The sequence below is a fragment of the Legionella cardiaca genome, from assembly GCF_029026145.1.
Taxonomy (GTDB): Bacteria; Pseudomonadota; Gammaproteobacteria; order Legionellales; family Legionellaceae; genus Tatlockia; species Tatlockia cardiaca.
In genome coordinates this window covers 1,816,849-1,840,724 of sequence record NZ_CP119078.1, presented here as the reverse complement: position 1 = coordinate 1,840,724, position 23,876 = coordinate 1,816,849, and the positions used below count along the sequence as shown (strand labels likewise).

Genomic DNA, 23,876 nt, shown 5'->3' with positions numbered 1-23,876 from the left:
AAATAATTGATTTGGCTGAATCTATCTTCCAAATACGATTTATTGCAACCTTCATTCACATCATCTTTTAATTTAAGTAGAATGAAGTTCATTTTTAAGGAGTAGAGGAATTGGGTTATGGCAGTCAACATACATACAATTGATTTTCAACGCTTAGGGATGCGGGATCTTGAACAAGTCGGTGGTAAGAACGCTTCTTTAGGAGAAATGATAAGCCATTTATCCTCAGCGGGTGTACTTGTACCTACGGGCTTTGCTACGACAGCCGATTCTTTTCGTGAATTCTTAGCACAAAATAAGCTTGATCAAAAAATTTATGAGTTGCTTTCCTCCTTAAACACAGATGATATTTCTCAATTAACCTCTGTCGGCAAAACGATCCGGGAAATGGTTGTCAATGCACCTTTTTCTCAAGAATTTGAGAGTGCTATCCGCGCCGCTTATGATAATTTGACAAAGACAATAGGACATCATGATTTCAGTGTCGCGGTGCGTTCATCGGCAACTGCTGAAGATTTACCTGATGCCTCATTTGCTGGTCAACAAGAAACTTATTTAAATGTACGTGGTATTGATGCAGTTTTAACTGCCATTAAGCAGGTATTTGCATCCTTATTTAACGACCGGGCAATTGCCTATCGCGTGCACCATGGTTTTGCGCATAATGACGTTGCTTTATCAGCAGGTATTCAGCAAATGGTGCGCAGTGATTTGGCAGTCAGCGGTGTGATGTTCACTATGGATACCGAATCAGGTTTTAATGATGTGGTTTTCATTACCTCCTCTTATGGTTTAGGTGAAATGGTGGTACAGGGGGCTGTTAATCCCGATGAGTTTTATGTACATAAGCCAAGTTTGAAAGCAGGGAAGCCGGCTGTAATTCGACGTACTCTAGGCAGTAAAGCTATGAAAATGGTTTATGCTAATGACTCCAATAAAAATCAAACAGTAACAGCTACTGATGTCTCGCCACAAGAGCGATTACTATTTTCTCTTACGAACGAAGAAATTCAACAACTTGCTAAACAAGCCCTAATTATTGAGCAACATTATGGTCGGCCCATGGATATTGAATGGGCTAAAGATGGAAAAGATGGCAAATTATATATTTTGCAAGCAAGACCAGAAACAGTAAAAAGTCGGGCTAGTGCGCAGATATTAGAACGATATACCTTACAAACCCAAGGGGAAATACTCACAGAAGGCCGTAGTATTGGCCAAAAAATAGGTCAAGGTCGTGCCCGAATTATTACAGATGTTAGTGAAATGCATCGTGTAGAACCTGGTGACGTTTTAGTCTCTGACATGACAGATCCCGATTGGGAGCCGGTTATGAAACGTGCCTCAGCCATTGTTACTAATCGCGGTGGCCGAACCTGTCATGCTGCAATTATTGCTCGTGAGCTGGGAATTCCTGCAGTTGTGGGTTGTGGTGATGCAACTAAAGCGATTAAAGATGGTGATGAGGTAACGGTAAGTTGTGCCGAAGGTGATACCGGCTATGTCTATCGGGGATTATTGCCTTTTGAGCAAGTTAGTCTTGATGTCGATACTATGCCAGAGTTACCACTGAAAATTATGTTAAATGTTGGTAATCCTGAGCGAGCATTTGCTTTTCAATCAATTCCTAATGCCGGTGTTGGCCTGGCGCGATTGGAATTTTTAATTTCCAATACAATAGGGATTCATCCTAAAGCATTATTGGAATATAACAAGCTTGAAGATAAACAGTTGAAACAGTTTATTAATGAGAAAACGGCAGCCTATGCTTCTCCTGTCGAGTATTACATTGAGCGTTTGAAAGAGGGAATTGCCACCATTGCTGCAGCATTCTATCCAAAGCCGGTTATTGTGAGACTTTCTGATTTTAAATCCAACGAATATGCCAATCTGGCTGGGGGCAAATACTATGAGCCCCATGAAGAAAATCCAATGCTGGGTTTTCGCGGCGCTTCACGTTATGTCTCCGAGGATTTTGCAGAATGTTTTGCCCTGGAATGTCAGGCTGTTCGTCGTGTACGAGAAGACATGGGACTGACTAATGTGGAAGTTATGATTCCTTTTGTCCGAACAGTGACTGAAGCACAAGACGTTATTAATGTACTAAAAGAGCACGGTCTGGAACGAGGCAAAGCTGGCTTGCGTATTATTATGATGTGCGAATTGCCTTCTAATGCCTTGTTAGCAAGCGAGTTTTTGGAACATTTTGACGGTTTTTCAATTGGATCAAACGATTTGACGCAGCTTACATTAGGACTAGACCGGGATTCAGGTTTGATAGCGGCCCAGTTTGATGAGCGAAATGCTGCAGTAAAGGCTTTATTACATATGGCAATATCTACCTGTAAAAAGGCAGGAAAATATGTTGGAATCTGTGGTCAAGGACCTTCTGATCACCAGGATTTTGCCGAGTGGTTAATGAAAGAAGGCATTGATAGTGTGTCGCTAAATCCCGATTCAGTGCTGGAAACTTGCCTATTTCTTGCAGGTAAAACGAGATGAGACGTTCTCTTTGCTATCTAATATTGGCAGGGATTTTTCCTGCCTTCTTGTATGCGGGTGTACCTCAAGATAGCCACCATGATCCCATTGCTCCTATACTCCTATGGGTAACTCTCATTTTATTTTTTGCCCTTATTGGCCGTTTTCTTGCACGACGATTTAATCAACCTGGTGTTTTGGGTGAACTGTTGATGGGCGTTCTTCTAGGTAATGTCTGCTACTACTTTGGTTTACATCTAGCCGTGATTTTGCGTGAAGGACCGGAAATTTTTAACATTATGCGGGAAATGTTAAGAGGCATGTCCGTTTCCGAAGCGGTGGCAGCAAACGTTACTGATCCTGTGTATGCCGCTCAGGTGACCGCTGCTTTAACATCGCTGCACGGCCTTGATTTCATCAAAATAGGATATATTCTCGATGTTTTCTCGCGCTATGGCGTTATTTTTTTACTTTTTATGGTAGGTTTGGAAAGTTCAATTGAGGAGTTAAAACATACGGGGCGCGAGTCACTGCAGGTGGCTTTACTTGGCGTTTTAGCCCCTATCATTTTGGGCTTCATTGTTGCACATCTTTTGCTTCCTACTGCTTCTTATAAAGTAGACTTATTTGTAGCAGCGACTTTATCTGCAACCAGTGTTGGGATTACTGCCCGGGTCCTTTCGGAAATGAAAAAATTGCGTACCCGAGAAGCACGAACTATTTTGGGTGCCGCAATGATTGACGACATTTTAGGACTTATTATTTTAGCCGTAGTAAGTTCGGTCATAATAAGCGATGTTGTTGATTTTACAATAATTTTGCGTATTACTATTTCAGCATTACTATTCTTTGGTGCAGCATTAACGCTTGGTCCTTTCCTTTTGCGTAAAGTTGTTATTTTTTTTGATAATTTCCTGGAATTTTGGGAAGTTAAATTACTTGCTTCATTTATTTTTGTAATGCTTTTAGCTTGGCTGGCTACATTGGTTGACCTTGCTGCGATTATCGGTGCTTTTGCTGCAGGTTTAATCCTTCATGACGGCCTTTTTTCCAATTCCAAGGGACAAGGTACAGATGCTCGCAGCATTAAAAATTTGGTTGGTCCATTGGAGTCCATTCTTGCACCACTATTTTTTATTTTAATTGGCATTCAAGTGAAGCTTGAGACATTTGTTAATTGGTCTGTCTTGCTCATGTCTACAGGACTTATTCTTGCTGCAATTATAGGGAAATTAATAAGTGGATTGGGTGCAAACCGTAAAGACGATCGTTTATTAATTGGTATTGGCATGATGCCTCGTGGCGAGGTAGGGCTGGTTTTTGCTTCAATTGGTCGAACACTAGGAGTTATTTCTGATCAATTGTTTTCTGCAATTATTCTAATGGTTATTGTGACCACATTCATTGCCCCACCCTTGTTAAAATCAAGATATACACGAAGAGCAGCAAAACATGACAATAAATAAAACAGATATTTTAGTGGATGTTAAACGTGCTTTAGCCGAAGATATTGGGAGTGGGGATGTTAGTGCCGCCTTACTCTCGCCACAATTAATGGCGGAGGCAGAAATCATTTCACGTGAACCGATGCTTGTATGTGGATGTCCCTGGGTTAATGAAGTTTTTGCTGAAGTTAATCGTGGGATAGAAATAACTTGGTTTGTTCAAGAAGGTCAATGGCTGGATGGACCGGCAACATTATGTAAGATAAGGGGAGTGGCTGCTGATATTCTAACCGCTGAAAGGACAGCGTTAAATTTCCTGCAAACATTATCAGGAACGGCAACTCAGGCTTATCGTTATTTATTTAAACTACAAGGCACAAAAACGCGTTTGTTAGATACACGCAAAACCATACCCGGTCTTAGAAAGGCACAGAAATACGCGGTGAGCTGTGCTGGGGGAGTAAACCATCGCATGGGATTGTATGATGCATTTTTAATTAAAGAAAACCATATTAAATCTTGCGGATCAATTACAAAAGCCGTGATTTTGGCAAAAGAGAAATATAGTGGTTTTTTTATTGAAGTTGAGGTTGAAACATTAGATGAGTTACAAGAAGCACTTGCGGCCAAGCCTGATCGGATTTTGCTCGATAATTTCAGCAATGCTATGCTTGTTGAAGCAGTAGAAATAACGAAAGGTCGATGTGAATTAGAGGCCTCAGGTGGTATCGATTTATCAACAATTAGAGCAGTAGCTGAGACAGGAGTTGATTATATTTCGGTTGGTTCAATTACCAAATCAATTCAAGCCATTGATCTAAGTTTATTGGTTAGGGAAGTCAAATGAATCCTCGTATCGTTTTTACTGGTGGTGGCACCGCAGGTCATGTAACACCTAATTTGGCATTAATTGAGATTTTACAAACAAATGACTGGCAAATTGATTACATAGGCTCGGAAGATGGCATAGAGAAAAACATGATAAGTTCATTAACTATTCCTTATCATGGTGTCAGTAGTGGCAAATTACGACGTTATTTTAGTTGGAAAAATTTTTTAGATCCTTTAAAAATTTTTCTTGGTATTAGCCAGGCTTATTGCTTATTACGAAAACTTAAAACGGATGTTGTGTTTTCCAAGGGAGGGTTTGTTGCGTTTCCTGTTGTTGTTGCTGCCTGGTTACATAGAATACCAGTGATTGCGCATGAGTCAGATATGACACCAGGTCTCGCTAATCGTTTAAGCTTTCCTTTTGTTGATAAAATCTGTGTTACTTTTGCAGCAGCCAAAAAACATTTTAAAAAACAAGAAAAGGTTGAAATCACCGGAACGCCAATACGCGCACAATTATTTAAAGGTTCCAAAGCAAAAGGGCTGGCTTTATGCGGTTTTACTGAGGAAAAACCTTGTTTATTAGTTGTAGGAGGTAGCCAGGGCTCAGCCTTACTCAACAAAGTATTAAGAGAATCCTTATCTTTTTTAGGTGAACATTACCAAATTATTCATTTATGTGGCAAAGGTAAGATAGATAGCAATTTGCTTAATAAAAATAATTACTGCCAATTTGAATATGCTAATGAAGAGTTAGCTGATCTATTTGCTGCCAGTGATATTGTTATTTCGCGTGCTGGAGCAAATGCACTGTATGAAATTCTCGCTTTGGGAAAACCACATATTTTAATTCCTTTATCTGCAAAAGTAAGTCGGGGAGATCAAATTCAAAATGCGCGCTATTTTAAGGAACAGGGTATCAGCACTGTTGTTGAAGAAGAAAATTTAACACCCCAATCCCTTTTAGTGGCTATCGAGGATGTTAATCAACACAAAGAAGAGATTATTGCCAAAATTAAGGCGTTAGAGATCGAGTCTGCTGCCTTGAAAATTATTACGCTGATCAAGGAGCAGATGCATGTTGAATCCCCAGAGATTGTCTGAATACATTACATTGCAATGGCAGGAAAATATTCTTCCAAGTCTTTGCGACTATATAAAAATTCCAAATAAGTCGCCTCATTTTGATAAACAGTGGCAGGAACATGGTTATATGGAACAAGCGGTTAACCATGTGGCTAATTGGTGTAGGGCCAATGCACCTTTGGGAATGACTTTAGAAGTTGTTCGTTTGCCCAATCGTACCCCGTTATTATTTATGGAAGTGCCAGGACTTCGGGATGAAACCGTTTTGCTGTATGGGCATTTAGATAAACAACCTGAAATGACTGGATGGAGAGAGGGATTAGGGCCGTGGCAGCCTGTTATTAAAGATGGCAAGCTTTATGGGCGAGGAGGAGCTGATGATGGTTATTCAGCTTATGCTTCATTGACAGCAATACGTGCTCTACAAGAGCAGGGCTTGCCCCATGCTCGTTGCATTTTAATTATTGAAGCTTGTGAAGAAAGTGGCAGTTATGACTTGCCTTTCTATATTGATGCGCTAAAGGAAAAAATAGGAGAGCCTTCTTTAGTCATTTGTCTTGATTCTGGTGCCGGTAATTATCAGCAACTTTGGATGACAACTTCCTTGCGTGGCAATGTAACAGGTGAATTGTCAGTCGAGCTACTTACCGAAGGTGTTCATTCAGGTTATGCCAGTGGCGTAGTGGCAGACAGTTTTCGCATAGCAAAACAATTAATAAGCCGTATTGAAGATGAAGTAAGTGGTGAAATTAAGTTAGATGCCTTGTTCTGTGACATTCCTGAAGAACGCATCAACCAAGCAACATCCTGTGCTGAAATTTTAGGTGAGGAGCTCTATAGTAATTTTCCTTTCCATCCGGGTGTTGAACCGGTTACAAAGGATAAGCAGCAATTGCTCTTAAATCGTACTTGGCGGCCCGCACTTGCAGTTACGGGTGCCCTTGGTTTACCTGCTATTACAGATGCGGGTAATGTGCTTAGACCAAAAACCTCATTAAAGCTGTCCATGCGATTACCTCCTTTGGTTTGCCCTGAAAAAGCGGCTTTGGCAATGCAGCAGGCATTAACAGAAAACCCACCTTATCAAGCTAAAGTAGCTTTCCATATCCATGACGGAGCAGTTGGCTGGAATGCGCCTAAAATGGTGCCATGGCTGGAGAAAGCGGTGAATAATGCCTCCGTAACCTTTTATAATAGGCCGGCAGCGTATATTGGAGAAGGAGGAACCATTCCTTTCATGGGAATGCTAGGTGAAAAATTTCCTAAAGCTCAATTTATGATTACTGGCGTTTTGGGACCTCATTCCAATGCGCATGGTCCAAATGAGTTCTTGCATTTGAAAATGGTTGAAAAATTAACGGCTTGCGTTGCTTATGTGCTAAATTCGCACTTTAATCACGTAAATCTCGACAGATAAAAAAAATACTGCGATACTCCTCGGCTTCTTGCGTATGAGCAAGAAATCGAGGCGATTTGGATTGGTTGGAAACCATTCTAAATCCCGGTAGTCCAACAATTAAGGAGAAAATAAAAATGAAAGCAAATTTATTTGCTGCTGCTGTATTATCTTTGTGCGTATCTTTCCCTCTACAAGCTGCAACGAATCCAGGTCACTCAAAGTCTGCGGCTATGGCTTCTCAAAGTAGAATTGATCTAAACAAAGCCGATGCTGCTATTCTTTCCCAATCTGTAAAAGGGATAGGCAAAAAGCGTGCAGAAGCTATTGTGCAATATAGAGAAGAGCATGGTCGTTTTAAATCAATCGAAGAATTAGCACAAGTCAAGGGATTAGGAAAACAATTCGTTAAAAATCATATGGAGCAGCTTCAAGCAGTTTTTACGATTGGCTAAGATTTTTTGTAAAAAATTCTTAGCGAATAGGCGGGGTTCCCCGCCATTATTTTTAAACTCCAGTAATAATGTTCCACTTGAATCAAAATTAACTTTAATTATTAAATTTATTATTTGCTGAAATTAGTTAGAGGATTTTCTTAAACGGAAATTAGGAAATGATTGATGTTACAATTTTGGGTTTTCTATAGGACAATTTTTATTGTTAAGAACATTAATTTTAAGTGAAATAGCAGTGGGTCATTATAAAGCTAACTATGAAAAATTTGTAGGCGGGCAACCATCCACCAAATAATCCTTATCAAATACAAGCTACAGAGAATTATTTTTCAATATATGTTAGTAAGCTCTTGATTTAGCATCAAATTGGAAGTCGTTGCCCACCTATGAGGGCATGACAGATTTTGTGTCGCGATATATAGTTCGTGTAGAAAGTTATTCAATTTTCATCAACTAAAGAACCCATAGGGGTTATTATGCAAATTTTGGGTAAACCATGTGCGACAAATTTTTGGGCAAACAAGGTATTGTTATTTATAGATAATTCCAGTACTTAATTCACCTTTAACAGGGCCAAAAAAATCTTAGCAAAGATCTGTCGATTTTTATTCAAATTTAAGGTAAAGTGTTCGCCAAAAAAATAATGAGGTAGTGTTGCACATGTTTAGGAAATTGAGGGGCGTTTTTTCCAATGATTTATCAATCGATTTGGGAACAGCGAATACATTGATTTACGTCAGGGATAAAGGAATTGTTTTAAACGAGCCATCTGTCGTAGCGCTTCGTAATGAATCAGGGCAGAAGCGAGTAGCTGCGGTGGGATTGGAAGCGAAGCGTATGCTGGGTAGAACACCTGGCAATATTAACGCGATACGACCAATGAAAGATGGTGTAATTGCCGATTTCTTCGTAACTGAAAAAATGTTGCAACACTTTATCCATAAAGTACATGAAAATCGTTTCTTGCGTCCAAGCCCACGCGTATTAGTCTGTGTACCTTGTGGTTCAACACAGGTAGAGCGACGTGCTATTCGCGAGTCAGCGATGGGTGCTGGTGCACGCGAAGTCTTCCTGATTGAAGAGCCAATGGCTGCTGCCTTAGGTTCTGGTATGCCAGTTGAAGAAGCCAGCGGTTCAATGGTTGTTGATATTGGCGGCGGTACCACAGAAGTTGCAATTATTTCTTTAAGTGGCATTGTTTATCATCAATCAGTACGCATTGGTGGTGATAAATTTGATGATGCAATTGTTTCTTATGTTCGCCGAAATTACGGTACTTTAATTGGTGAGACTACTGCTGAACGTATCAAGCATGAAATTGGTTCAGCCTTCCCAAGTCGTGATCTTTTCGAAATTGAAGTAAGAGGTAGAAACCTGGCTGAAGGGGTGCCTCGTAGCTTTACTTTAACCAGTGCGGAAATTCTTGAAGCATTGCAAGAACCTCTTTCCGGAATTGTTGGAGCAGTTAGAGCTGCTCTAGAATTGGCACCTCCAGAACTCGCTGCTGATATTGCTGAGCGTGGTATGGTGCTGACTGGTGGAGGTGCTCTATTAAAGAACATGGACACTCTATTGATGGAAGAAACAGGTCTGCCCGTGCTAGTTGCAGAAGATCCTTTAACCTGCGTGGCTCGAGGTGGTGGTAAAGCATTAGAAACCATGGATCTACGTGGCGGTGATTTCCTCTCAACAGAATAATTCTAAAAGCAGGCTTTTTGCTAAAAAAGGTAAACACAAAGCGTTTGGTTTTGTGTTTGCTTCTGTTTTATCTTTTTTGCTTATGTTTTCTGACTACCACTATAACTATTTGCGTAGTGTTCGTAGCGGCTTCGCTTTACTTATTTCACCATTGCAATTTGCTGTTGATTACCCGGTCCGTGTCATTGGTTGGGTTCAGTCATTAGTCAGTGCTAAAAAAGCGCTCATTAACGAAAATATGCAGCTACGTTATCAACATACTTTGCTTGAAGCTGAACTGCAGAAACTGTTAGTTATTAAAGAGGAAAACTCCCAACTTAAAGAACTGTTATTAACATCATCCAAGGCACAAATGCGTGCAATGGCTGCACAAATACTTGCTGTGGATACAAGCAGTTCACGCCAACTGGTGGTATTGAATAAAGGAAAGCGCGATGGCGTTTATACAGGCCAACCAGTTTTGGATGCTAAAGGAGTGATGGGGCAAATTATTGATGTAGGTTCAATGACTAGCACAGTTTTGTTGATATCTGATTCAAAAAGTGCTGTCCCTGTCAGAAATAATCGCACAGGAGAGCGGGCTATTTTGATAGGAACTAATAATATGAGTCAATTGTCACTGATTAATTTACCGCGGACTTCGTCAATCAACAAAGGTGATTTGTTAGTGACATCGGGTATGGGACGGCTATATCCAGAAGGTTATCCAGTTGGAAGAGTTGAAGCCGTAAGGAGTATCCCTGGTGAAGCCTTTATTAAGGTGGATGTTAGTCCGATCGCTTTACTAAATCGCAATAGACTTGTTTTACTTATATGGCCTGATAAAGAGCAGACTGAATTAACAGCCCAAATCAATGAACGCTTAAATGTCATTGGAGAGAGTGCATGAACTCATTACATTTACGTATATTTGTTGCTGTTATCTTGGCACTGGCTTTAACTATTTTACCTTTACCCGATTTACTAATTGGTTTAAGGCCTCCTTGGGTTTTGATGCTGGTTTTATATTTACAGTTTTTTCTACCGAACCATTTTAATATATTGAGCTTGTTATTGATTGGCTTGATTCTCGATGTGTTGTTAGCTACCGTTCTTGGAGAGCATGCATTTGCGCTGTCGGTTGTTACCTGGATTGCCAGTAATAAGGAGCGGCGTTTTAACTTCTTCTCTATAGGCCAACAAATGGCCTTAATAGGTTTTTTCTGCTTACTCTATCAAATTCTAATTTTAATGATGGAAGTATTTCTTGGCTACCATGTCGCTTTTATTATGTCTGTTGGCAGCGCTGCGCTTAGCATGATTCTTTGGCCCTGGGTAAGATTGCTGGCCGATGATACATTGCGTGCCAAAGCGTTTTATGGGCGTTAAGCCACTGAGAGGGGCCGTAACCTGCAAGTTTTGTAGTTAGCGTTGCTTTTTTAGCCCCTTCATATCTACCGATGTAATACGATACTCACCTGGCTGCAGATCACCTATAGACCAATTTGCGATTTTATGCCGTACCAATCTTAAAGTGGGGAAGCCGATTGCTGCAGTCATCTTACGAACCTGGTGATTCTTTCCTTCGCATAAGATAATTTCTAACCATGATGTGGGTACGGTTTTACGAAAGCGTATAGGTGGGTTACGTTCCCATAAAAGAGGCTCGGTAATAATTTTAACTTTAGCAGGCAAAAAACGAATTTGCTTAAGCTTTAAACCTTCTCGCAAAGGATTGAGATCGCTTTCCTGCGGTATACCCTCAATTTGAACCCAATATGATTTTTCTTTATTAAAACGAGGATCGGTTAACTGATGCTGTAATCGACCATCATTGGTGAGTAAAAGTAAACCTTCACTATTTTTATCTAAACGCCCAGCAGCATAAAAATTAGGTAGCTTAATGTAATCAGCCAATGTTTTGTCGTCTTTCTCACCAGTAAATTGGCTTAAGACATCATAAGGTTTATTGAATAGTAAAATGTCAGTCACGGCTAATATCTATTAAATCTTTAAAAAAGATTTATTATGCAGTGAAACGCATTTGGGACAAAGGGTTTTCGCATGTTATGATTATTGCAAAAAATTGCAGTTGGATATTTGCGAAGATCAAGGTCTTTGAATCTGCTCGATTTTTCAAAAATTTCTAAGCAAACAGGTACATTGCGAGAATTAGTAAAAATTCTTGAAATAATCGTTCCTTTTTTAATGTTTCTAAGATTTTCGCTTAAATCCGACTGCTTGAATCATTCACTTTAAATTGACGATGGAGTTACCAATGACATTCGAAAAAATTCATGTACCAGCACAAGGAGAGGCCATTACTGTTGCTGCTGATTTGTCTCTAAAGGTTCCTAATTTTCCAATTATTCCTTTTATTGAAGGTGATGGTATTGGTGTCGACGTTACTCCGCCAATGATGCGTGTTGTGGATGCTGCAGTAGCGAAAGCTTATGGTGGTAAAAAGAAAATTGCGTGGATGGAGGTGTATGCAGGTGAAAAGGCAACAAAAGTTTATGGTGATGGCCAATGGTTACCTAAAGAAACTTTAGATGCTTTGAAGAAATTTGTTGTCGCGATTAAAGGTCCGCTGACTACGCCAGTAGGCGGGGGGATTCGCTCTTTGAACGTAGCAATTCGTCAAGATCTTGATTTGTATACTTGTTTGCGTCCAGTTCGTTATTTTGCGGGGACACCAAGCCCTGTTAAAGAGCCATGGAAAACGGACATGGTTATATTCCGCGAAAACTCAGAAGATATTTATGCAGGAATCGAATGGCAAGCTGACACAGCGGAAGCGAAGAAAATTATTAATTTTCTGCAACAGGAAATGGGTGTTAAAAAAATACGCTTTCCTGAACATTGTGGAATCGGCATTAAGCCAGTATCTAAAGAAGGTACTACTCGTTTAGTAAAAGCTGCCATTCAGTATGCCATTGATAATAATCGTGACTCAGTGACATTGGTTCATAAAGGTAACATTATGAAATTTACTGAAGGTGCTTTTAAGGATTGGGGATATCAAGTTGCGAAAGATAGTTTTGGTGCAACTGAATATCAAGGTGGACCCTGGATGCAACTTACTAACCCTAAAAATGGCAAGACAATTATTATTAAAGATGTTATTGCGGATGCTTTCTTACAACAAATTCTGTTAAGACCAGAAGATTACAGTGTTATTGCTACATTGAATTTAAATGGTGATTATATTTCTGATGCGCTTGCTGCGCAGGTTGGTGGTATTGGTATTGCTCCCGGGGCCAACATTGGTGATGAGGTCGCAGTGTTTGAAGCAACTCACGGTACTGCTCCCAAATATGCTGGTCAAGACAAAGTGAATCCTGGTTCCCTGATTTTGTCTGCTGAAATGATGCTTCGTCATTTGGGATGGACTGAGGCGGCCGACTATATTATCAAGGGCATGGAAGGCGCTATTGAGGCGAGGACTGTAACTTATGATTTTGAGCGTCTAATGGAAGGTGCTACTTGTGTCAGCAGTTCAGGATTTGCCGAAGCAATGATTAAGCACATGTAAAGACTATACTTTAAATTGAAGCATGAAAAACCTTGATACATTTTGTACCAAGGTTTTTCAATATTAGAGATCTTAACCCTCTTGAGGTTACTTTGCCTTTTCTCAGGACATCGTAGCAAATTTTACCTCAAATAAATAAAATGGATAATTTTTATCTGAAGAATGCAGGGAATTTTTGCAGCAACTCTATTTTACAGACGAATAATACTGGTAATTTAAAAACCAATTGTGGACGCCAGATTGAATGCAATCTAATCAAGATGTTGTTGATTATCGCAAGGTTTAATTTTTTCAAGAATTAAATCAATTTTTACTGGCCAAATGTGCGTTAGAAGTCTATAAAATTAATAAAGGGTATGTGGTTATGAGTGGATGGTCCTTAGACGAAATAGTTGAACGTAAAACGGCTGAATCGGAAGTTTTACCAGAGGTTAAACAGCCGAGGAAATACAAAGTCATTTTACTTAATGACGATTACACTCCTATGGAGTTTGTTGTGGAAGTTTTAAAGCGGTTCTTCCACTTAAATGAAGAGATAGCAACTCAGGTGATGTTACAGGTTCATATTGTGGGAAAAGGTGTTTGTGGTGTTTTTACAAGGGACATAGCAGAAACAAAAGTGGCTTTAGTTAATGATCATGCTAGAAGCAATCAACACCCACTGTTATGTACCATGGAACCAGAATAATAGTGGTGGCTGGAGATAGGAGCAACGACAATGTTAAATAAAGAACTTGAATTCACCTTAAATCTGGCCTTTAAGGAAGCAAAAGAGAAGCGTCATGAATTTATGACTGTTGAACATTTGCTTTTATCGCTGCTTGATAATCCGGCTGCAGGCAATGTACTTCAGGCTTGTGATGCAAATATTGATGCTTTGCGTCGAGATTTAATCGAATTTATTGATGAGACTACTCCTAGAATTCCGGAAGATGAGCTAGATAGAGAAACTCAACCAACACTCGGCTTTCAACGTGTTTTGCAGCGTGCTGTATTTCATGTGCAGTCTGCGGGAAAAACAGAAGTTACTGGGGCTAATGTATTAGCAGCTATTTTTAGTGAACAAGAAAGTCAAGCCGTTTATTTTCTGCGCCGCGAGAACATCACTCGCCTGGATGTTATCAATTACATCTCTCATGGTGTATCCAAATATCACAGTGATATGGGCGAAGGTATGCATTCTATGGATGAAGAAGGCTTGGGCAATGAAGTTAATGAGTCACCGCTCGAAAGCTATTGCATGAATCTTAATAAACGAGCTCGACTGGGTAAAATTGATCCATTAATTGGTCGTCATGAAGAAATTCAACGAACTATTCAGGTCCTATGTCGTCGCAGAAAAAACAACCCCCTATTAGTAGGAGAGGCAGGGGTTGGTAAAACAGCAATTGCAGAAGGATTGGCTCGTCGAATAGTTGATGGTGAAGTCCCAGAGGCTATTCATAATTGTGTCGTTTACTCCCTTGATTTGGGTGCATTGCTGGCGGGAACCAAATACCGCGGTGACTTTGAAAAACGTCTAAAAGCCGTCCTAAAACAATTATCACAGCAAGATGGTGCGGTTCTTTTTATTGACGAAATCCATACTATTATTGGGGCCGGGGCTGCATCTGGTGGGGTAATGGATGCTTCAAATCTCATTAAACCTTTACTTGCTAATGGTGAATTAAAATGCATAGGTTCAACAACTTATCAGGAGTATCGTGGTATTTTTGAAAAAGATAGGGCACTTGCAAGACGTTTCCAAAAAATTGATATTACAGAACCAAGCATTGATGAAACATTTGAAATTCTTAAAGGATTGAAGGGGCGCCTGGAAGAACACCATGGCGTCAAGTTCTCTATCCCGGCATTAAAAGCCGCTGCAGAGTTATCTGCCAAATACATTAATGATCGCTTTTTACCAGATAAAGCAATTGATGTTGTGGATGAAGCTGGCGCTTATCAAAATCTGCTAACCGCCAATAAACGCAAGAAAATTATTTCAGTTACCGAAATTGAAAGTGTGGTTGCTAAAATTGCCCGTATACCTGTTAAAAAAGTATCAGCAAGAGACAAAGATACATTACGTAATCTTGAGCGAGACTTGAAATTACTGGTTTATGGACAAGATGATGCGATTACAGCGCTCGCCTCTGCAATTAAGCTTGCTCGTTCAGGATTGCGTGAACCACAAAAACCAGTAGGCTGTTTCTTATTTGCCGGTCCTACCGGGGTTGGTAAAACCGAGGTGACGAAACAGCTGGCAAATGTGTTAGGCATTGAACTGCTTCGCTTTGATATGTCTGAATACATGGAAAAACATACTGTTTCTCGTTTGATTGGTGCACCTCCAGGCTATGTTGGTTATGATCAAGGGGGATTGCTAACGGAGGCTGTGACTAAAAATCCACATGCTGTACTGCTTTTGGATGAGATAGAAAAAGCCCATCCGGATGTCTTTAATTTATTGCTCCAAATTATGGATCATGGCACGCTAACCGATACCAATGGACGTCAAGCTGATTTTAGACATGTTATTTTAGTAATGACTTCTAATGCTGGGGCAAGTGAAATCAGTAGAAATTCTATCGGCTTTTCTTTACAGGACAACAGTAACGATGGCCTGGAAGTTCTCAAGCGTCAATTTAGCCCAGAATTTAGAAATAGATTAGATGCAATTATTAATTTTGCTCCGTTAGATACGGCAACTATCGGTTTAGTGGTTGACAAATTTATCATGGAACTTGATGAGCAATTAAGTAATAAAGGAGTAACCTTTAAGGTTGATCAAGCTGCACGTGATTGGCTCATTGAACATGGCTATGATAAAGCAATGGGTGCTCGACCCATGGCAAGATTGATTCAAGAAAACGTCAAAAAGCCACTTGCTGACGAACTACTTTTTGGCAAATTGGCAAATGGTGGTCACGTTACACTAAAAGTAAAAGATGGCAAATTGCATTTCGATAGTCACGATCATAGAGAAGGGGTCTGCTGATTTACCAATAATTTGAATGCGCCTAAGGCGCATTTTTTTTGAATTGTCTGTTGGAGATCAATGATGTTTAAAAAATATTTTTAAACATCGTTGATCTCTTGAGTGGCAAAATTTTTAAAGTAGTGATAGATACAAATCGCCTCGTTAATATTTAGAACCGGCTCCTCTTCGTAAAGATTATCCCGTGTAAAACTTCAATAGACTTCTAAATTGATCCTCAAATTAGGACGAAGAATTCATTATGTGTCGTTTCTCGACACTTACTATTTTTTATTATGACAGTTCTGAGTTAAAATATTGCAATTACATTCGATTGGTTATCACATGTTAAGTGTCATCATTATTGCAAAAGATGAGGAAGCAAATATCAAGCGCTGCTTAAAATCTGTGCAATGGGCGGACGAAATTATAGTTTTGGATTCAGGCAGTAGCGATAATACTGTGGCCATTGCAAAAGAATTTACCCAGCATGTGTATTGTACGGATTGGCAAGGTTACGGTGTTCAGAAACAAAGAGCATTATCCTACGCCACAGGTGATTGGATATTAAATCTTGATGCGGATGAATCAGTGGACGGTCAGTTACAAGAAATTATCCAACAGGCAATAAAAAATAATGAAGTTGATGCTTATCGTATCCCCATATGCATGAATTTTTATGGTAAACTTTTGCGATTTTCTTCAAGTCCTTCAAGGCACATTCGTTTATTCAAGCGTGATGGGGCTCGCTACAGTGATGACATTGTTCATGAAAAAGTCGTGCTACCTTCTACGGCAAAAGTAGGTAGACTAAAAAGAGCTATCCAGCATCATTCCTTTCAAGATGTTAGTCATGCGCTTTATAAAATAAATAAATACTCTTCTTACAGCGCCAAAATTAGAATAGAGCGGCAACAATCGCCTAAATTTGCAAAAATTTTATTAGGCACAAGCTGGATGTTTTTCCGCTGTTACATTTTACAGAGGGGATTCTTGGATGGTAAGGCAGGCTTTTTATTTGCTGTCCTGAATGCTCAGGGAACGTTTTTTCGCGGTATCAAGCAACTTTATCGTGATTCGCAATTTGATAAATTACCAAATATATTGAGAGATAATTAGAATGGATACTTTACTTAATTTTACCCAAAGAATTCCCTTACAAAGATGGGCTTCCCTTTTGCTCGTGGCAACACTATTTACATTACCCATGAGTTCAACTGCCAAAAGTATCTGTCTTGGTCTTACCGTAGTGACAATATTATTGACACCAAGCTATCGTGCAGACGTACTGGAACTTCTTTCAAGTAGATGGTGTAAAGCTGCTTTTTTATTATTTGTTGTGGCATTGATTGCTTGTTTTTGGAGTCCCGCAAGTTTTGCCGATAAAAAATTTATGCTTGCAAAATATAGTAAATTGCTTTACTTCCCAATATTAGTTGTCGGATTTCAAGATGCCAGAACAAGACAAATTGGCTTGCATGCTTTTCTGTTAGCCATAGCCATTACTTGTGCCTTATCGATTTTAAAATTTCATGGTTACCTGCAGTTTTTACATTTTAATCCTGATCATGTCTTTCGCAATCATATCATGACTGGCTTTATGGTGGCGTTTGCTGCTTATTTGGCATGGTTATTTGCATACCGGCAACAAGGTGCTTCACGCTTTGGTTATAGTGTATTAGCTATCATTTTTAGCTATCAGGTGCTTTTTATAAGTGGTGGACGTACAGGTTATGTTATTTATTTGTTGCTCATGTCAATTTTAGTACTACAACTATGTACATGGCGGCAAGCCATCGCGGGTGTATCTTTGGTTTGCGCAATATTTGTTACAAGTTATTATTTCAGCCCTGTTATGAAAGGACGTGTAGATGCGATTGGGCAACAAATTCAGGGTTATCAACATAATCAAAAAAATACAGATATAGGCTTACGTTTACAATTCCACGATTATGCGCATCAATTGTTTAATCGTCATCCTTTCCTAGGAAATGGTACGGGTAGCTTTACCTATTATTTTGAAAAAGAGAAGCCCGTTCCTTTCTGGACTTGGAAGTTACAAGAACCCCATAGCCAATATTGGCTTATTGCCGCAGAATTTGGTCTGTTAGGAGTTGGTGCATTATTCTTTTTCTTTTTTAGTGTTGCCCTGGAAAGTTTGCGACTTGAGAAAACGAAAATCATTGCCTTTGCTATGTTAATACCTTTTCTAATTGGGAATTTATCGGATTCTTTGCTTCTTTATTCAGGTTCCGGGTATTTCTTTTTATTATTTATGGCGCTTTGTTTTGGTGAACAGTTTGAGATAAGGCGTAAAAATGCTAGAGTGACCGAGTAAGCCTCGGTTATTCTAATGACTTTAAGATTAGAAATAGTTTTCATACAATTTTAAATAAGTCCCATCATCCTCTAACTCAAGCAGATACTTGTTGACAGTGTTAATAAGTTCAACTTGATTCCTGTTGGCCATGACGCCATATCCGGAACTAATTGGTTTTCCAACAGGTCGAAATACATTGGCATTGTTAGTCACCCAGTATTGGACGATGCCAATATCCAGTAAAACGACATCTACTTTACCTTCATAAAGTGCTTGTAAAACATCGCTTGAATTTCTGTATTCCAGTATTTTTTCATCATCACCAAATTGAGACATGATCCAGGCTTTAAAAACAGTTCCTTCTTCTATACCAATTCGCTTGCCATTAATATCTTCAATTGTTTTAATTGGGCTCGATATTTTAGTGACGTATTGACCTCCGCCAGGAAGATAGGGGAGGCTAAAAAGAAAGTCTTTTTGCCTCTCTGGAGTAATTGAGATGGCTCCAATGGCTAAGTCAATACGATTGGCTAGCGTTTCATTGAACAATTCGGGGAAAGAGTATCTTTTGTAGACACATTCAAATTTGGCACGACGACATATTTCTTCCATTAGGTCGATTTCAAAACCAGAAAAATGTGCCTCATCATCCGCTGCAATTTCAAAAGGAGGTCCGTAATTTGATACGCCAATATGAATGATTGGTTGCGCAAATAAAAGGAAAGGACACAATAAGCCAACCCAAAAAAGTAAGCGCATAAGGATTCCTATCCATTTTATTTTTATTGTAGAACATTTTATCTACTATGTATTACCAAGATCAATCAAGCGAATATTAGTCTAACAACTCAGGTGTGCTTTGTGTTTAATTATGATACAATATTACAGCTTTTCCGAATTTCTTAAGAATTAAATCCGTATAAAGCATCTACCGTACATTGGTCATAGTGGAGACGTAGCTTCATAGTGAGATGTCAACCTGTCTGGTTCAAATCCAGTAATTAAGAGGAAACATAATGATATTCTCAGAGCTATCTTTAGCTGAACCTTTGTTACGCGCTATTCATGAGCAGGGTTATAAAGCTCCTTCGCCTATCCAACAAAAAGCAATCCCCGTGATATTAAAAGGAAGTGATTTACTCGCTTCTGCTCAAACTGGAACCGGGAAAACTGCAGGATTTACATTGCCATTGCTTCATCAACTGATGCAAAAACCCAAGGCAAAAAATAATCATACTTTTGCGTTAATACTTGCTCCAACGAGAGAACTTGCAGCACAAGTTCATGAAAATATTCTTCAATATGGGAAATATTCAGGATTGCGTTCCGCTGTTGTTTTTGGTGGGGTAAAAATTAATCCGCAAATGATGAAATTACGCTCTGGTGTCGAGATACTCGTCGCAACACCAGGTCGATTGCTTGATTTATATAAGCAAAATGCCATTCGATTCGAACAAATTAAGACACTTATTTTGGATGAGGCTGATCGAATGTTGGATATGGGCTTTATTCATGATATTAAACGAATTATTGCCTTATTACCGACTTCACGCCAAAATTTGTTATTTTCAGCAACATTTTCAGAAGATATTCGAAAATTAGCAAAGGAACTTCTAAATAATCCTGTTGAAATCGACATTGCGCCCCGAAATACAACGGCTACCAAAGTTCAGCAAGTTATTCATCCTGTGGATAAAGCGCGTAAAGCCGCTTTACTGTGCCATTTAATACACAAAAAACAGTGGCAACAAGCGCTTGTATTCTCGCGCACCAAGCATGGCGCTAATAAGCTGGTTAAGTTATTGGCTTCAGAAAATATTCAAACAGCAGCAATTCATGGTAATAAAAGCCAATCTCAGCGTACGAAAGCATTAAACGACTTTAAAGACGGCAAAATTAGAATACTTGTCGCAACCGATATTGCCGCCAGAGGCATAGATATTGACAGTTTGCCCTTAGTGGTTAATTTTGACTTGCCTCAGGTTGCGGAAGATTATGTGCATCGTATAGGACGAACAGGCCGAGCAGGTGCTTCAGGACAAGCAATTTCATTAGTTTGTGCCGATGAGTTTTCACAGTTACAGGATATAGAAAAACTCATTAAATCCTCTATTAAAAGGATTGAAATCGAAGACTTTGAGCCTAATCATAATGTTCCAGTCAGTAAATCTTTGTCCAATTTTGCAGCAAAAAAGCAAACACATAAACGGCCTACGCCAACTAAACAGGTTAGCAAAAACAATGATTCGAAGAAGAAATTTAGACGATAAATGCTAAATATAAGCTGAAATCTTATCTGCCATGCCCGCGCAGACGGGCAACCATTGCTGATTTGGCACGGTACGAAAATCAAGATAGACTATCTGATTAAGCTTGAATTTAATCAAACGCATCAAAGTTCGCAAACAAATTTTTTCCTGGTTTTTCTCAAAAACCAACCTCATCACACCTGTTTATATGAGATAGGTAACGATTAGTACATTCGTTGTGGTCAGAGAAAAAAATTGCAAATGGAAGAGACAATGGAAATAGATTCTGTTGGATTTTATGCTCAGAAATAGCTCCGTAGCTTATAAAGTCGAGGTAAAGGAATTGTTGTAAATTACATGATTTATTAATCAAAGGAGAGAAGACTGATGGTAGGAAAAAAAAATAAATCGAATATATTAAAACTTTCAGGCAGCATCTTATCTGCGCTTATTTATAGTTATGCCACCTATGGGGCTACCTCTTTAGGACATGGCATTTATTATGATGATCAACAAGTTAATAAACTTGCACAAAAATACCCAGGACGCGTTTCAAAAGATGCTGGTTATCCTCTCATAGATAATTATTCTACATTAAAATCATTTTTCCGAGGTAGTCAATTTGGTCTGCAAAATAAGCCGCCAACCACTGGCCTTTGGTGGACACCTCTTTTAGCTGTGGATAAATCTGCAGACACCATACAAGACAGTGATTATCTTACACCACTTCTTTTAATTCCTAATCCACTTACGGTTCAGTTTGTTGAAAAAGGAATTGCATTAGGAATTCCATTACAAAAAGCGAATGTAGATAATGTGCACGTAGATAGAGGTTATGGGAATACCTTAGATATTCGTTTCACAACAGGAGATTTGTCGGATACCGCTCCTTTGGTATCAGACTATTCGGATTGGATGGTTAAGGCAACATGGGCTCGCAACAATGTTCCTCTCATTACAGCCAGTTTGGCAGAAGGCTCTCCTTTTGTGTTCGTTGAAAAGAAAAATAACCAAGCTACGTCTTATCTTCTATTCACAAACTCACAAGACGCAAAGCTATTAAGCCAAACTGCAGGGTTTAGCCTTTTCAAGACAAAGAATGCGTCAGATGCCAACTATCGATATTATGCATACTATTCTAATCCAGATGCTCCGATTGCTTCTTGGAAAACAAGTTCTGGAGAGAACATTGTTCCTGTAAGTCAGGGAGGAAATGGAAATATTGTTCCAAGTACTCAAATTAATATACAGGATACCAATCGCTATATTTCACTTGCCGCCATTCCAGCAACTTCTGACAGTACGGCTGCAGATTTGGCAAATAAATTTAAACCTTATGCTTATACATTCATTAAAAATACTTCTGTTAGGTATGAGTATGATCAGAATAATGCCAAGGTACTCACGCATTTTAATTTTGAAACTGAAACAATTTATTCCACTAGTTCGCTCAAAAAACAGCCATTAATTATGCTTTTTCCCTGGCAAATTAAAAATATGACAAACACTGAAAAAGCCAATTGTTTGTTGCAAGATGAGTGTGCTAGTGAGCAGGGGATTATTCAAACACTAAAAGGCAGCATGCATCTTTTTGTTCCCACATCTTCGGGGCAAAATTTTTCTCAGTTTACAACAGAGGTTCCTTTCCATGGGATATTACCTGTGTTACCCAATCGGCTCAGTCAAGCTGAATTAGATAAAATAGCGGGTTACTCCTTCACTCTCCCTCTAGACCCCCACTTAGATGCAAAAAATCCTTGGACGGACACCTATGCGACGGGTAAGTTACTTAGCCGTGAGGCTCAACTCATCAAAATTGCCAATATTTTAATGGGTTCTTCTCCTAATCCGAATTCTCCCTATAAAAAAATTCGTGATAATTTATTGATGGATTTAAAAAATCAAGTGACCAGTTTTCTAACTGGACTAAATTACACAGATCCTTGTCCTGGTGGTCGTTCTGATTGTCAACGTCCGGAAGGAAGTTGGTTCTTTGTATATAATCCTGATTGGTATAGTTTTATTGGATTTCCAAGTGGATTTTTTACCGCCACCACCTTAACTGACCATGGGTTTCACTGGGGTTATTTAATGGATGCGGCTGCAACCATTGCTCAATTTGATAAAACCTGGGCACAGCAATATGGAGCCATGGTTAATTTGATGATTCGTGATCTCTGTGATTACAAATATGGAAAAACGGGGAATGAAGCCCTCAAATTCCCTCATTTTAGAAGCTTCGATCCCTACTCAGGATTGCATTCCGCGCTAGGGATGCCATATAGCCTCGATAATATCAATGAAGAGGACAGTGCTGAATTCATGAATTTAGCACAAGGGATTATTCTCTGGGCTTTAAATACGGAAGGTTTGAGTTTTGAAGGAGACAATACAACCTCTCAGGAGTTATTGGAAACAGGACTTTATCTCTATACAACTGAAGGAGAAGCGTTGAATCATTATCATTTCAATCAAAATCCAGATTCAGGGGTATTTCCAAAAGGATGGTCTAATTCTTCAACAGGACAAAATCATTTAATCGTAGGAAATGTATGGGGAGGAAAGTTAGATCGATCCACTTATTTCTGCGCAGGCCAGCCTTGTTATTATCAGAATCTTGCCTCTAACACATTGCCAATCAGTGGAGGATCACTTTATCTTGGTCTTAATCCTCAGTTTGTCATTAAAGCTTATACAGAGGATGCTAAAAATCCCTGCTCTGGGAGCCCAACTAACTCAGCATACTGCGGTACACTTTTAAAATACCTGGCTCTGGGGGATCCAGGCAAAGCATCACAATATTATTCTCAATATTTTGATGTTCAAAATAATAACCCTGATCCAGGTGAATCTAAACCAAGCATTTATTATTGGATTCAAAATTTAAAAACATTGGGAAATCTAAACACAACACTTCACGCGGATACCCCTGCTTTTGCCGTATTTGGTACTGCAACTAACCCTTATGTTTCAGCCTTTAATCATGAAACAACACCGAAAAGTATTAATTTTTATCGGGAAGGAAATTTAGTTTGTACTCTGAGCAATGTACAACCGGGAGAAGTTAAGGGAGCTTTTTGTGGTAGTGAACCGCCTCAACCCACTACACAATTTTCCTATATGCTATACGTTGGTTATCCTTTTAAGTCTGTTATAGTCAATAACAGCATCACATGTCCTGATCCGATTACGAAAAATCCGGCATGTCTGATTAAGGGTATAGACGGTCCATCCACCATGACAATTTCCGGCAGCAATAGTAATTTTTGTACGCTAGCGATTAGTAGTAATGGTGTTGTCACTCCAATTGAAGCAAAATCAAAAGGATGCTATATCAATTCGCAACCCTCTACGCCAGAGAAAGCAGGCGCAATTATGCTCCCAGGTGGTTTTTAAAATATCATGGCCAAGGTAGTACCTTGGCCTGTACTTTTTGATACCT

The 23,876-nt window shown here is 39.3% G+C and carries 19 protein-coding genes; 16 read left to right on the top strand and 3 right to left on the bottom strand.

The features are described 5' to 3' along the window. Positions 1–117 precede the first annotated feature (117 nt). From ppsA to mreD, 9 genes are all read left to right on the top strand, one after another. Entirely contained in the window at positions 118–2,502 is a 2,385-nt protein-coding gene (gene ppsA / locus PXX05_RS07855; RefSeq protein WP_275087676.1) for a phosphoenolpyruvate synthase, read from the top strand. Then, positions 2,499–3,947: a cation:proton antiporter gene (locus tag PXX05_RS07850; RefSeq protein WP_275087675.1), complete on the top strand. Its 1,449-nt coding sequence runs from the start codon at positions 2,499–2,501 to the stop codon at positions 3,945–3,947. Before ppsA ends, PXX05_RS07850 begins: the two co-directional genes overlap by 4 nt. Next, on the top strand, positions 3,934–4,773 hold the full coding sequence (gene nadC, locus PXX05_RS07845) for a carboxylating nicotinate-nucleotide diphosphorylase (protein WP_275087674.1): 840 nt from the start codon (positions 3,934–3,936) through the stop codon (positions 4,771–4,773). Before PXX05_RS07850 ends, nadC begins: the two co-directional genes overlap by 14 nt. Beyond that, a complete protein-coding gene (locus PXX05_RS07840) occupies positions 4,770–5,861 on the top strand; it encodes an undecaprenyldiphospho-muramoylpentapeptide beta-N-acetylglucosaminyltransferase (protein ID WP_275087673.1) in 1,092 nt (363 codons plus the stop codon). Before nadC ends, PXX05_RS07840 begins: the two co-directional genes overlap by 4 nt. Continuing rightward, a complete protein-coding gene (locus PXX05_RS07835; RefSeq protein ID WP_275087672.1) occupies positions 5,836–7,260 on the top strand; it encodes a M20 family metallopeptidase in 1,425 nt (474 codons plus the stop codon). Before PXX05_RS07840 ends, PXX05_RS07835 begins: the two co-directional genes overlap by 26 nt. 116 nt (positions 7,261–7,376) lie before the next feature. Continuing rightward, positions 7,377–7,694, top strand: coding sequence for a ComEA family DNA-binding protein (locus tag PXX05_RS07830; RefSeq protein WP_275087671.1), 318 nt, complete (start codon positions 7,377–7,379; stop codon positions 7,692–7,694). 660 nt (positions 7,695–8,354) lie between these two features. Further along, positions 8,355–9,392, top strand: a complete 1,038-nt coding sequence (locus tag PXX05_RS07825; RefSeq protein WP_025385468.1) for a rod shape-determining protein — start codon at positions 8,355–8,357, stop codon at positions 9,390–9,392. After that, on the top strand, positions 9,370–10,281 hold the full coding sequence (mreC, locus tag PXX05_RS07820; protein ID WP_338034438.1) for a rod shape-determining protein MreC: 912 nt from the start codon (positions 9,370–9,372) through the stop codon (positions 10,279–10,281). Before PXX05_RS07825 ends, mreC begins: the two co-directional genes overlap by 23 nt. Beyond that, a complete protein-coding gene (gene mreD, locus PXX05_RS07815; protein ID WP_275087669.1) occupies positions 10,278–10,760 on the top strand; it encodes a rod shape-determining protein MreD in 483 nt (160 codons plus the stop codon). Before mreC ends, mreD begins: the two co-directional genes overlap by 4 nt. A gap of 36 nt (positions 10,761–10,796) precedes the next feature. Here the strand turns inward: mreD and PXX05_RS07810 are convergent, their stop codons facing one another. Then, positions 10,797–11,363: a pseudouridine synthase gene (locus PXX05_RS07810; RefSeq protein ID WP_275087668.1), complete on the bottom strand. Its 567-nt coding sequence runs from the start codon at positions 11,361–11,363 to the stop codon at positions 10,797–10,799. Positions 11,364–11,649: 286 nt separating this feature from the next. On the opposite strand from PXX05_RS07810, the gene icd reads away from it, so the two are divergent. The 5 genes from icd (at position 11,650) to PXX05_RS07785 (ending at position 18,203) form a co-directional block, all read left to right on the top strand. Further along, the gene (gene icd / locus PXX05_RS07805; protein WP_275087667.1) at positions 11,650–12,906 is read left to right on the top strand and encodes an NADP-dependent isocitrate dehydrogenase; all 1,257 of its coding nucleotides are present in this window, start codon (positions 11,650–11,652) and stop codon (positions 12,904–12,906) included. A gap of 364 nt (positions 12,907–13,270) precedes the next feature. After that, positions 13,271–13,594 carry an ATP-dependent Clp protease adapter ClpS gene (gene clpS / locus PXX05_RS07800; RefSeq protein WP_275087666.1) on the top strand — a complete coding sequence of 108 codons (324 nt, stop codon included), beginning with the start codon at positions 13,271–13,273 and terminating at the stop codon, positions 13,592–13,594. Positions 13,595–13,624: 30 nt separating this feature from the next. Further along, a complete protein-coding gene (gene clpA, locus PXX05_RS07795) occupies positions 13,625–15,886 on the top strand; it encodes an ATP-dependent Clp protease ATP-binding subunit ClpA (RefSeq protein WP_275087665.1) in 2,262 nt (753 codons plus the stop codon). A 324-nt stretch (positions 15,887–16,210) separates the two neighbouring features. Further along, on the top strand, positions 16,211–16,984 hold the full coding sequence (locus tag PXX05_RS07790; protein WP_275087664.1) for a glycosyltransferase family 2 protein: 774 nt from the start codon (positions 16,211–16,213) through the stop codon (positions 16,982–16,984). Between the two features lies 1 nt (position 16,985). Continuing rightward, positions 16,986–18,203 carry an O-antigen ligase family protein gene (locus PXX05_RS07785; RefSeq protein WP_275087663.1) on the top strand — a complete coding sequence of 406 codons (1,218 nt, stop codon included), beginning with the start codon at positions 16,986–16,988 and terminating at the stop codon, positions 18,201–18,203. Positions 18,204–18,230: 27 nt separating this feature from the next. Here the strand turns inward: PXX05_RS07785 and PXX05_RS07780 are convergent, their stop codons facing one another. After that, complete coding sequence (locus PXX05_RS07780; RefSeq protein ID WP_275087662.1) at positions 18,231–18,944, bottom strand: transporter substrate-binding domain-containing protein; 714 nt, start codon at positions 18,942–18,944, stop codon at positions 18,231–18,233. A gap of 257 nt (positions 18,945–19,201) precedes the next feature. On the opposite strand from PXX05_RS07780, the gene PXX05_RS07775 reads away from it, so the two are divergent. After that, on the top strand, positions 19,202–20,455 hold the full coding sequence (locus PXX05_RS07775; protein WP_275087661.1) for a DEAD/DEAH box helicase: 1,254 nt from the start codon (positions 19,202–19,204) through the stop codon (positions 20,453–20,455). Positions 20,456–20,458: 3 nt separating this feature from the next. Here the strand turns inward: PXX05_RS07775 and PXX05_RS07770 are convergent, their stop codons facing one another. Then, the gene (locus PXX05_RS07770) at positions 20,459–20,629 is read right to left on the bottom strand and encodes a hypothetical protein (protein ID WP_275087660.1); all 171 of its coding nucleotides are present in this window, start codon (positions 20,627–20,629) and stop codon (positions 20,459–20,461) included. Between the two features lie 192 nt (positions 20,630–20,821). Here PXX05_RS07770 and PXX05_RS07765 point away from each other — a divergent pair, with 192 nt between their 5' ends. After that, the gene (locus PXX05_RS07765; protein WP_275087659.1) at positions 20,822–23,830 is read left to right on the top strand and encodes a glycosyl hydrolase; all 3,009 of its coding nucleotides are present in this window, start codon (positions 20,822–20,824) and stop codon (positions 23,828–23,830) included. The last annotated feature ends 46 nt before the right edge of the window (positions 23,831–23,876 follow it).